The organism is Telluria sp. ZB4P34, from assembly GCF_059686055.1.
Window position 1 is genome coordinate 178,193 of sequence record NZ_JCASIF010000001.1, and the last position, 12,354, is coordinate 190,546.

Annotated in this window: 4 protein-coding genes; all 4 read right to left on the reverse strand. The window is 71.4% G+C overall.

The annotated features are described in order from the left end of the window. Positions 1 to 44: 44 nt before the first annotated feature. Positions 45 to 2,027 carry an exodeoxyribonuclease V subunit alpha gene (recD, locus tag AC56KL_RS00815; RefSeq protein ID WP_497178255.1) on the reverse strand — a complete coding sequence of 661 codons (1,983 nt, stop codon included), beginning with the start codon at positions 2,025 to 2,027 and terminating at the stop codon, positions 45 to 47. Then, positions 2,020 to 5,688 carry an exodeoxyribonuclease V subunit beta gene (gene recB, locus AC56KL_RS00820; protein WP_497178256.1) on the reverse strand — a complete coding sequence of 1,223 codons (3,669 nt, stop codon included), beginning with the start codon at positions 5,686 to 5,688 and terminating at the stop codon, positions 2,020 to 2,022. The genes recD and recB overlap by 8 nt, the downstream gene beginning before the upstream one ends. Further along, positions 5,685 to 9,107 (reverse strand): exodeoxyribonuclease V subunit gamma, encoded by a 3,423-nt coding sequence (recC, locus tag AC56KL_RS00825; RefSeq protein ID WP_497178257.1) that lies wholly within the window; start codon positions 9,105 to 9,107, stop codon positions 5,685 to 5,687. The genes recB and recC overlap by 4 nt, the downstream gene beginning before the upstream one ends. Positions 9,108 to 9,234: 127 nt before the next feature. Beyond that, positions 9,235 to 12,291: a CHASE domain-containing protein gene (locus AC56KL_RS00830; RefSeq protein WP_497178258.1), complete on the reverse strand. Its 3,057-nt coding sequence runs from the start codon at positions 12,289 to 12,291 to the stop codon at positions 9,235 to 9,237. Positions 12,292 to 12,354: the final 63 nt, after the last annotated feature.

Here is a 12,354-nt window from a genome sequence, read left to right on the forward strand (position 1 = left end):
CAAACAGGACGTCGCGCCGGCGCGACAGGCGCGTTTAACCCAATTCAGCGCGCGCTCGGCGCGAGCATCCCGCGCAGGCCGCTGGTGCGGTGGGTGCGCTGGGCGATCGCCTCGCCCAGTACCGCGCCGGGCGGCGACACCAGGGTGAACAGCTCGCTGGCGCGGGTGATGCCGGTGTAGACCAGCTCGCGCGTCAGGACGGCGCCGCGCTCGCGCGGCAGGGCCAGCACCGTGTGGCGGAACTCCGAGCCCTGCGACTTGTGCACCGTCATCGCGAACGCCGTCTCGACGTTGCGCAGACGGGTCGCCAGCACGCTGCGCACGGTGTCGCCTTCCATGAAGTAGACGCGCAGCGCGCCCGGGCGCGCCGGGTCCGCCAGGGTGACGCCGATGTCGCCGTTGTAGACCCCGGTCCCGTAATCGTTGCGGGTGACCATGACCGGGCGGCCGACATACCATTCGCCGTTCGGGCGCAGCAGTCCGGCCTGGGCCAGGCGCGCGGCCACTGCCTCGTTCAGGCCGGCCACGCCCCATTCTCCATCGCGCACCGCGCACAGGATGCGGAAGGATTCGAAGCGCTGCAAGACCTGGCGCACCCATTCATCATGATCCGTGTTCAATCCAGCCTGGTAGCCCGAATTCAACACGTCCAGGTAAGCGCCGTAGCCGGACTGCGCCAACTGCAGTACCTGCACCTGCTGGGCGTTCTCGATCCAGCGCACCCCGCCGCCGTCAGGCTTGCCGGCGCGAAGCACGGCTTCGGCGCGCAGCGCGTCGCCTGCGTTCACTGCCAGCGCCAGTTGTCCGATCGGGCCGCCGAAGCGGCGGCTGTGGCGCAGCATCACGGTCTGCTGGGCCAGCGCGCCGGCGTCGCCGAGGAATTCGCCAGGGAGCTCTTCGCCGCTGGCGGCCAGCACGTAGTCGAGCGTGGCCGCGGTGTAGCCCCCAAGCCCGGCGTTGTGGCACAGGTCGCCCAGCACGGCTCCCGCCTCCACCGACGCCAGCTGGTCCTTGTCGCCCAGCAGGATCAGGGTGGCCGCGGGCGGCAGCGCGTCCAGCAGCGAGGCCATCATCTCCAGGTGCACCATCGATGCCTCGTCGACGATCAGGACGTCGACGTCGAGCGGGTTGCCGCGATGGTGGGCAAAGGCGCGGGTATCGGGACGCGCGCCGAGCAGGCTGTGCAGGGTGCGCGCTGCGCCCATGCGCTGGGTCAGGTCGCGCAGCGGGAGTTGCGAACCGACCTTGTCGGCCAGGTCGCCCAGCGCCTTGTCGATCGACTGCTTCAGGCGCGCCGCCGCCTTGCCGGTCGGCGCGGCCAGGGCGATGCGCTGGCTGCCCGCCTCCGGGGCGGTCGCGAACAGTAGCGCCAGCAGGCGCGCCACGGTATAGGTCTTGCCGGTGCCCGGACCGCCGGTGATGATCGCCACCGAGCCGCGCAGGGCGATGGCGCAGGCCAGCTTCTGCCAGTCGGGTCCATCGCCGGCGCCCTGCGCCGGGCCCGGCCCGGCGGCAAACAGCAGGTCGAGCCAGCCGCGCACGTCGCGCACGTCGACCTCGCGCGCTTTCGTGGCGCGCTCGCGCACCGCCTGCGCCACCAGCATCTCGTCGCGCCAGTAGCGGCGCAGGTAGAGGCGGTCGCCATCCAGCACCAGCGGCTGGTCGTAGTCGAAGGCGCCGACTTCCCACACCTGGCCGCAGGCGGCCAGCTGCCGCGCCCAGGCCTGCGCCGTCTTCGGCAGGGGGCGGGCCGCGCGCGCCAGGGTTTTCCACCCCTCGTCTTCCCAGCCCAGCAGGCTCGCGGGGCCGGCTGCCAGGTCGTCCAGCAGCAGGCAGCTGTGGCCCTGCCCTTCCAGTTCGGACAGCACGGCGGCGGCCAGCACCAGCGCAGGCGCCGCCGCCTGTCCGCCCGCGAGCGAGGCGATGAAACGGGCGAAGGCGCAGGACAGCCGGCGCAGCTCGCCGGCTCCGCTCAGGCGCGCCAGTTCCTTCCATAGCAGTTCCGGATGTGCCTCGTGCTTAAGCATGGCGATCCTTGTCCAGCAATGCTTCCAGCCCGTCCAGCAGTTCCAGGTCCGGTCCCAGCAGGCAGCAGCCGCGCGTGTCGGTATTCGCGATCCCGCGCAGGAACAGGAACACGGCGCCCCCCAGTTGGCGGCGCGGCTCGTAGGACTCGCCCAGGCGGCTGCGCAACAGGCGGTGCAGCGCCAGCATGTAGATCGTGCCCTGGATGTCGTAGCGGTGGTCGAGCATGCCCAGTTCCATCGCGCCCTGGGTATAGGCGGCGTCGCCCGGCCCCAGCGCATTGGTCTTGTAGTCGAGGACCCAGTAGCGGCCATCGTGCTCGAACACCAGGTCGGCGAAACCCTTGAGCATGCCGTGCAGCACCCGCTCCGGCAGGATCGGCCGGTCCAGGCCCCTCATGATGCGCGCCCGGCACAGGCGGTCGAGCTGCGCCACGTCGAGGCGCTCGCTGGGGAACCAGAACTCCAGCTCCGGCACCGGATCGCGCAGCGCGCGCAAGGCCGCGCCCAGCGGCGGCAGCGGCGTGCTCACCACCGCGTGCAGCCAGGCCAGGGCATCGTCCAGGCGGTGCCCCCAGCCGGCGCGCTCGATGCGTTGGCCCAGGCGCACCATGAGCTCCGGCTCGTCTGCGCGCCGGAAGCCTTCGCCCGCCATCCATTCCAGTTGTTCGTGCATGAAGTTGCCGGGCACCGAGCCGCGCGGGAAGCGGTGCCAGGGGGCGTCCTCGATGCGCGGCGGCGTGAGCACCTGCGGCGCTTCCTCGAGCAGGGTCTGCTCCTGGGCGCGCATGGGGGCCGGCGCAGGCGGCGAAGCCGGCTGGGCGCTCACGGCATGACGCACCAGCGAGGTGAAGGACCCGATCGACCAGTCGCGCTCGAACGAGGCTTCATAGCGCGGCGCCGCCAGCAGGTCCGGGCGCACGTCTTCGCGCGCCAGCAAGCTGCGGCCTTCGGCCTCGGCCAGGTCGTGCAGCACGATGCCGTCGACGTTCCCGCGCAGGCGCTCCAGCCGCTCGCGCAGCAGTTCCGCCTCGATCTTCTCGCCGCCGCCCAGCAGGTAGCCGAGCGCCGACTCGTGCAAGCGGTTTTCATTCTTGCTGCGGCCGCTGACCGGCGCCGCGCCCAGCCACAGGAAGTGGCGCGCGCGCGTCAAGGCCACGTACAGCAGGCGCAGGTCTTCTTCCAGGCGCGCGCGGTCGACCGCCTCCAGCGCCTCGTCGCCCATCGCCAGGTCGAGGTGGCGCGCGCCGTCCGGCCCCACGAATTCGAAGAAGGCGCGGTTGCGCCGGGAGGTAGCGCGCGCGGTCACCGCGAACGGCAGGTAGACCAGCGGGTATTCCAGGCCCTTGGATTTGTGCACCGTGACCACCTTGACCAGTTCGGCGTCGCTTTCCAGGCGCAGCACCCGTTCGCTGTTTTCACCCTGGCCCTCGCCCAGGCCCTCGATTTGCTCGGCCAGCCAGCGGATCAGGGCCTGCTCGCCTTCGAGCTGGGTGCTCGCCTCCTGCAGCAGTTCGGCAAGGTGCAGCAGGTTGGTCAGCCGGCGCTCGCCGCCCGGCTGGCGCAGCAGGCGCGCCGGCAGGCCGAGTTCGTGGACGAAGCGGCGCAGCATGGCCAGCACGCCCTGGCGCTGCCAGGCGCCGTGCAGGTTTTTCAGCTGCTCGACGCGCGCTTCCCAGGCCACTTCGTCGCTCGACAGCCTGGCCAGCTCGCCGAGCGGCAGGCCCGCGGTGCGCGTGGCAAAGGCGGCGCGCGCCGCCGTGCCGTCGAGCGGATTGGCGACCGCGTACAGCCAGCGCAGCACGTCGGCCGCCTCTTCGCTCTCGACCACCGAATCCTTGTCGGACAGGTAGACGCTGGCCACCTTGCGCTCGACCAGGGCGCGCCGCACGGCTGCGGCTTCGCGCCGGTCGCGCACCAGGATCGCGATATCGGCCGGCATCAGGCGGCGGAAGCGCTCGCCGTCCGAAAAGCCGACCCGCTCGTCGCCCAGCAGGCCGACAATGTGCTCGGCGCAGTGGTGGGCAAAATAGTCGCGGTAGGTTTCCTGGTTCATCGGGCCGGCGCAGCACACCGACATCGCATGCTGGGGACCATCGGCGCCGACCAGGCGCTCGCGATGGCCCTTGGCCTGCACCGGCTCGAACGGCAGCGGGTTGTCCTGCCCGCGGCGGAAGCGGAAGGCCCCCAAGGGATAGCCGGCCTGCCCTGCGTGTCCTTCGGCATGGCGGAACAGCTGGTTCACCGCCTCCACCAGCGGCGCAGTGGAACGGTAGTTGACGCCCAGCTGGTAATGGCGGCCCGCGGTCGCGCGGCGCGCTGCCAGGTAGCTGTGGATGTCGGCGCCACGGAAGCCATAGATCGACTGCTTGGGGTCGCCAATCAGGAACAGCCCCCGGCGAGGGTCATTGTCGGCAACCCGGTACAACAGGTCGAAGATGCGGTACTGGTCGGGCGACGTATCCTGGAACTCGTCGACCATCGCGACCGGGAACTGCTGCACGATGCGCGCCTGCAGCGCTTCGCCGTTCGGTCCTTCGAGGGCGTCCTTCAGGCGCTCGAGCATGTCGGCGAAGCCGAACTGGCGGTTGCGCACCTTCAGCTCGCGCATGCGGGCGGCGATGTGGCCGGCCGCGTGGCGCAGCAGCGAATGCGACAGCGGCTGCAGGCGCGCCAGTGCCTCTTTCAATGGCGTGGTGAAATTGAAGCAGGCCGGCACCTCGGCCACGAAGTCCTTGCTGAAGGCGTCCACGATGCCGTCCGGGCACAGGCGGCGCCAGGCAGTGTCGTTCAGGTCGGGCAGCACGCGCGCCGGATCGTTCGCCCAAGCGCGCAGCGCCTCGAACCATTTCACCAGCGAGTCGGCGCGCATCTTGTTGCCGTTGAAGCACTTCGCATTGCGCTCGCGCTGCCCCGCGATCCAGGCCTCCATTTCATCGGCCCGCGCGGCCCAGCCTTCCTTCAGGCCCGACAGCTCGGCGCGCAGGGCCCGCTCGACCCGCGCCACCAGCACGCCGAGCGGCTCCGGGGCGCAGTCGCCCAGCAGGCGGGTGCGCGTGACCAGCTCGCGCACGGCGCCCTTCAAAGCCTCGACGTCCTTCCAGCATTCGCGCACCGAGGCCAGCGCGTCCGCGCCCAGCAGGTAGATGTGCTGGCGCCAGTAGTCGTGGGCCGCGTCCTCGAACAGGGCGCGCTCGTCAGCCACCAGTTCTTCGTCGAACAGGCTGCCGGAGTCGAAGGCGTGCTCGCGCAGCATGCGCTGGCACCAGGCGTCGATGGTGAAGATCGCCGCCTCGTCCATCGTTTCGGCGGCCAGCACCAGGCGGTGCGCCGCCACGCTGCGCTCAAGCTCCGTCGGGTAGGCCTCCAGCAGCTCGCGCAAATAGGGATCGTCGACGTCCAGCTGGCCGCGGAAGAAGGCGGCCGCCTCCACCAGGCGTTCGCGCACGCGCTTGGCCAGTTCGCGCGTCGCGGCGCGGGTGAAGGTCATGACCAGGATCTCGCCCGGCAACAGCGGGCGCACGAAGCCCGCGTCGTCGCCGTGGCCGAGCACCAGGCGCAGGTAGAGCGCGGCGATGGTCCAGGTCTTGCCGGTGCCGGCCGATGCCTCGATCAGGCGCGTGCCGTGCAGCGGGAAGTCCAGCGCTTCGAGGAGCTGGCTCATTCTGCTTCCTCCGCGACGCTGCCCTGCAGCGGCGCCACATGCACCGCGTCTTCCAGCCACTCGGCCAGCGGCCCGTACAGGTCGCGCGCCACATGCGGCCAGTCGCCGGCCGCCACCAGGGCGGCAAAGTCGGGCCACAGGCGCGCCAGGCACAGCTCGTCCACCTCGCCCGTGATCTCGTAGCCGCCGTCGTAGACGCTGCGCGCATCGCCTTCCTGCAGCAGCGCCAGCGCGGTCTTGCAGGCCACGCCCAGCGGGCGGTCGAGATTGGCACGCCACAGGCGCGCCAGCTCGTGCAGCGTGGCCGCGGCCTCGATCGGATTGGAGGCATCCAGGGTCAGGATGGCGTCGCGCGCCACCAGGTGCCCGGCCACAGGGGCGCCGGCCGCGCCAGCTGCCAGCTGGCGCAGCCAGGCGCCGATCAGCTTGTCGCCGCGCGGACGCCCCTCGCGGTCCAGCACCCTGGACGACACCTGCATCAGCCAGGCGGTTTCCTCGCCGTCGGTGCGCAGCCGGTCGATCCAGTCGTCCAGCACGATCCCCTCGCCGAGACCAAGGCTGACCGCGCGCTTGGGCGCGGGATGCGGGAAGCGCGCCCCCAGTTCCAGCCAGGCGGTGCGCACCGGCACCAGGCCGTCGACCAGCTCCTGCTGCCACTGGCGGCCCAGCAGGCCGATCGGCAGCACGCCTTCGCGCGCCAGGCGCCCGGCGCGCGCGTGCAGGGTCGCGCGCACTTCGTCCGGCCGTTCAGCCGCTCCGCTGTCGTCCAGCAGGTGGTCCTCGACGAAGTAGCGCTCGAGCGCATCGAGGGAGAACGGTTCCTCGTCCTCGCCCACCACGGCGGCATCGGCGAACACCACTCCCAGGCGGCGCCGGAAGAAGTAGCGGGCCGGCTGGCGCAGGAAGGCGGCCAGTTCGCCCAGCTTGAGCACGAAACCCGGTTCCAGTTCATACGGCGGCAAAGAGTCGGCTGCACCCGCGGCTGCCCCGGCGGCATCGTCGGCGCCGTGGGCCGAGCGCCATTCGCCCGCATAAGTCAGCAGGCCGCCGTGCTCGAAATAGCGGCGGCTGAAGGGCTGCAGCGCATGCTCGACGGTGCGTTCGGACAGGTCGAGGTCCCAGCCGTTCTTCAGGTAGTCGCGCAACTGCGCCACCAGCACAGAAGCCGGCTGCTCGCTGTTGTCGCGCACGTTGCGGCCCACCCAGCTCACGTACAGTTTGTCGCGGGCGGACAGCAGCGCCTCCAGCATCAGGTAGCGGTCGTCGTCGCGGCGCGAGCGGTCGCCCGGGCGCGCCATGCCGGGCAGCGCCAGCAGGTCGAAGTCCGCCTGTTGGGTGCGGCGCGGGAAGTCGCCGTCGTTCATGCCGAGCAGGCACACCGCGCGGAAAGGCACGGCGCGCATCGGCATCAGGGTGCAGAAGGTGACCCCGCCCGATACGAACTGGTGGTTCAGGGTCGGCTGGTCGAGCTGGCCGAGCCAGGATTCGCGCATCACCGCCAGCGGGACCGGCTCGTCGAAGCCGGCCGCGTCGACCGTCTCGAGCCAGCACTGCAGCGCTTCGTTCAGCTGGGCCAGGGTCAGGCGGTCGGCCTCGATGGCGGGGTGGAAGAAAGCCGCCAGCAGCGCGCGCGCCGCCTCGCCCCACTCGCGCGGCGTGCGCGACTGCGCCAGCGCGGCGCGGTACTGCAGCAGGCTGTCGATGAACTCCGCCAGCGAGCCGGCCAGGGCGGCGTCCAGGCCGCCCACTTCCCCATACGGCTCGATGTCGGCGAAGCTGGCGCCGGCCCCGCTCGCGTAGCCGAGCAGCATGCGGCGCACCCCGAAGATCCAGGCGTTCTGTTCGCCCACCGAGGCCAGGCCAAGGCCGGCCCGGTGCTCGCGGTCCAGGCCCCAGCGCACGCCGGATCCTTCGATCCAGCGGCCGAGGATGGGCAGGTCGTCGGGATGCAGGCCGAAGCGCCCGCTTACTGCCGGAACGTCGAGCAGGTCGCGCACCTCGCTCTGGCGGCAGCGCTGCTGGGGCAGGCGCAGCAGCCATTCGAGCGCCACCAGCAGCGGATTCACGCTGCGGTCGCGCACATCGCCGATCTGGAAAGGAATGTGGCGCGGGTCGCTGCGGCGATGCTGCTCGAACACGGCGTGGATCGCGGCCGAGAACAGGTCGATGTCGGGCACCATCACCACCACGTCGCGCGGGCGCAGGCTGGGGTCCTGGGCGAACCAGGACAGCAGCTGGTCGTGCAGCACCTCGACTTCGCGCTGGACGCTGTGGGTGATGTGGAACTCGATCGAGCGGTCTTCGCGCGGCGGCGGCGGCTTGAGCTGCGCCCCTGGATGCTCGCCGGGCGGCAGCAGGTCGCGCACGGCGGCCTGCACCTGCTGCAGCAGGGTGCCGCCCTCGGATTCGTCGAACAGGTCGACCCGCAGGTTGTCGATGCGGCTGCCCTCGCCCCCGTCGAACTCGTCGAGCATGCGCACGAAGTCGCGTCCCTGGCGGCCCCAGCTCGCCAGCAGCGGATGGCTGTGCATGTGCAGCTCCTCGACCGGCACGCTGGCCAGCTCGCGTCCTTCGCGCGGCTGCTGGCGCCGGCGCGCGGCTTTCAGGAGCTCGCGTCCCTCGATGATGTCGCCCCAGTAGAAGCGGCAGGGGTTCGGCACCGCGAACAGCACCTGGGCGTGGCGCGACAGCGCGGCAATCGCCTGCAGGGTCTGGTAGGGCAAGGTCGACATGCCAAACAGGATCACGCGGCGCGGCAGGGTCGATGCCGGCTCCCTGCCCGCTTCGACGGCGGCCAGGAACTGCTGGTGAATGCTGGCGCGGCCACTGACGCGTTGCTCGTGCGGGATGCTGGCGTGGATCTCGCGCCACAGGCAGGCCTGCCATGTCAGGTCCGGCCCCAGCGGTACCGGATCGCCAACGGCACGGCGCAGCTGGTCGCGGCCCGCTTCCCAGTCGGCCAGCCAGTCGGCGCGGTAGACCTGGTACTGGTCGTACAGGTCGGCCAGGCGCTCGGCCAGCTGCAGGCGGCGCTCCGGGCAGCCGTCGCCGAGGAACTGCCTGAGCGGTGCATAGCTGGCGTCCTCCACCAGCGCGGGCAGCAGGCGCATCAGGCGCCAGGCCAGCGGGTCCTTGTCGAACGGCGCGCGGGTGGGCACGCGCTCGCGCCCCAGCATGCCGCGGTAGGCTTCCCACAGGAAGCGCGCCGGCAGCGCCACGCGGGTGGCGGCGCACACGCCCAGTTCCTCGGCCAGCGCAATCTTGAGCCACTCGGCCACCCCGTTCGACTGCACCAGGATCGTTTCCTGCTCGAGCGGGCCGAGCGGGTGGCTGCGGATCCAGTCGAACACGGCGCTGCGCAGCAATTCCATCTGGTTGCCGTGCAAGATTAACAAGCCTGGGGTGATCGGGGAAGGCATCGGAACGCTTGGGTTGCTCAAGGGGCAAAGGATACCCGTTTTGGGGTCCTGACGGAAGGCTTGAAACGGCGCCGTATCCCTTTGACAACCCCCACCTGCGCCGCTCGCAGCACCGTCGCGCCACCCTCTATTGACGGTCTTGCGCGCGGGCGCCGAGGCGGCTGCCGACCTCGCGTTCGATGCGCGCCAGCTGGGCCCGCAGGCGCGCCGCCAGGGCACGCGCCTGCGCCGGGTGTCTCGCCAGCTCTTCGAGTTCCTCGCACACGGCGGCGAAGCTGCCGGCGCCCACCGTGCGCGCCGACGACTTGATGCGGTGCGCGACGGCGGACACGGCGTGTGCGTCGCCCGCGGCCAGGGCGGCATCGATCTCGTCCAGTGCCTTGCACGCGGTGGACACGAACAGGAAGGCGTATTTGCGCATGCGGTCGCGCTCGCCCCCGAAGGTGGCCGCCAGCAGCGCCAGGTCGATCGGTCCGCCCCCGGGCGCCGCCACCAGGTCCGGCGCCGGCGCCGGGCTGCGGCCAATGCAGCGCGCGATCGTCGCCACCAGCAGCTCGGGCACCACGGGTTTACTCAGGAATTCGTCCATGCCCGCCTGCAGGCAACGGGTGCGGTCCTCGACCCCGGCATTGGCCGTCATCGCGATCACCAGGGTGCCGGCCAGGTGCGGGTCCTGGCGGATGCGCCGGGTCGCGGCCAGGCCGTCCATCACCGGCATCTGCACGTCCATCAGCACGCAGTCGAAGCGCCGCCCGGGCGCGCCGAGGATCGCGAGCGCCTCGCGGCCGTCGCCGGCGACGCTCACCGCGGCGCCGGCACCCACCAGCAGCTCGCGGGCGACCTGCTGGTTGAAGAGATTGTCCTCGACCAGCAGCACGGCGCAGCCGTCCAGGGGCAGCGCACCGGCAGCGACGCCGGCAGGCCCGCCTGTGTATGCGGCCGGCCAGGGCGCGCCCCCGAGGCCGGGGTTGGCGATGCCGTCCTCCAGGCCGAGGCGTGCGGTGAACCAGAAGGTGCTGCCCTGCCCCAATACGCTCTCGACGCCGGCCTCTCCCCCCATCAGCTCGGCCAGCTGCTTGCTGATCACCAGGCCCAGCCCGGTGCCGCCGTGGCGCCGCGTGGCCGAGGGATCGGCCTGGTGGAAGGGGGTGAACAGGCCGGCCAGCTTGTCGGCGGCGATGCCGATGCCGCGGTCCTGCACCTCGAAGCGCACCAGCAGCTCGGGGCCGAAGGCGCGTTCCAGCAGGGCGCGCAAGACGATGCGGCCGTCGTCCGAGAACTTGACGGCGTTGCCGGCGAAGTTCAGCAGCACCTGCTCGATGCGCAGCGGGTCGCCGCGCAGCGGGCGCATCAAGGTTGGGGCGATCTCGACCTCGAAGCCCAGGCCCTTGGCCGCCGCCGCCTGCCCCAGCTGCAGTTCGACGTTGCGCAGCACGCCGTCGAGCATGAAGCCGCGCGGGGCGAGCTCCAGCTTGCCGGCTTCGATCTTCGAAAAGTCGAGGATGTCGTTGACGATGCCCAGCAGGTGCTGGCCCGAGTGCCGGATCTTGTCCAGGTAGCCGCGCAGGCGCGCATCTAGCTGCGATTGCAGCGCCAGGTGGGTCATGCCGATGATGCTGTTCATCGGCGTGCGGATTTCGTGGCTCATGTTCGACAGGAACGCGCTCTTGGCCCGGCTGGCGGCATCGGCGCGCGCCTTGAGCTCGTGCAGCGCGGTGATGTCGGTCGAGATGCATAGGACGGCGGGCAGATCGTCCTCGGGATAGAGCGGCACCCGGACGCTCCACAGCTGGCGGATGCTGCCGTCGCGCAGGGGCAGTTCGACCTGGCAGACGTGGCGCTCACGTCCCTCCAGCACGGCGCGGTCGCGCTCCCAGATCGGCTCGGCCGCCGCCGCACGGACCACGTCGAGGTCGCGCCGGCCGACGATTTGCGCCGCCGGCAGGCCGATCAGGGCGGCAGTTTTCGCATTCACATAGCGCATCCGCCTGGCACTGTCCTTCAGGTAGACGTAGGCGTCCAGGTTGTCCAGCACCGAATCGAGCAGCAGGCGCTGGTCGAGCGCGCGCCGGCGCGAACGGTAGAGGCTGAAAAACAGCGCGAAACCCAGCAGCGTGACGCCGAAGCCGGAGCCGAAGGCCAGCAGGGGGAGGTAGCGACCCGAGCCCGCGGCCATGGCGGCGCGCTCAGCCGAGAAATGCGCTTTCCAGCGCGTACCGACGTAGTCGATGGGCAGCCGGGTCGTAAGGCGCGCCTTGCCGGCCGGCGCGCCGCGCACGTCCGCGCCGACCAGCAGGCGGTCATGCGGATCGAGCGCTAGGGCGCGCCCTGCCCCCTGCCCGGACGGCCCGGGCTCGCTGTACAGGCTGAGCGCCACCGGGTGGCGCGCCTGCGGCCCGAGCGCGCGGCGCACCAGTTCGTCGACCGAGAAGGCGATGCCGACGCTGCCCAGGTAGCGCGCGCGGCGCTCCGCCAGCGAGGCCGGCACGCCGCCGCCCAGGTAGAGCGGTTCGCGCATGCCGAGCGCGGTGTGCGGCGCGGGCAGCGCGAGCCGGATCGGATTGCCGGAGGCGGTGATCTGGCCGCGGTCGCGCGCCTGGGCCAGCGCCTTGGCCGCAAACGGCTGCGAGGCGATGTCGAAGCCGAGCCGCCTGCTGGGTACGCCATCCGGCTCGACCCAGGTGACCACTTCATAGTAGGGACGGCGCCCCGCCGGCCAGATGTCGAAGCGCGGGTAGCCGGCCGGGTCGACGCTGCGGTCGTGGCGGACGCCGGCCACGAAGGCCTCGCGCCGCGCGTCCGGCACGTGGGCGATGAAATTGACGGCATCGATCGCCGGGAACTGGGCCGGCAGGTCGAGCGCCCTGACGTAGCGATGGAACTGCAGCCGGGTCAGCGGGGCGTCGCCGGACGCATGCAGCGCCGCCATCCCGCGCACCACCCGGGCGTAGGCGGCGATCGCGCTCGCGATGCGCTCCTGGGCGAGGCGGGCCACGGTGTCGAAGCGGCGCCGGGCGTCGTTCTCGACGGCGCCCGCCGCCACCCGGTAGCACAGCGCGCCGACCGCCAGCGACAAGGCAAGCCCCGCCACCCAGGGCGCGGCGCCGGCGCCGCGCCGGGTCGGCGGCAACATGCTGCTGGCAGCGGCGTTCATTGCCGGACTGCCGGTCGGGGATGTATCCATCGGGTCTCCAGGCGTGCGGTTATGGCCGCTTGATATTGTTAGTATAGGCAATCGCAAGCCCGA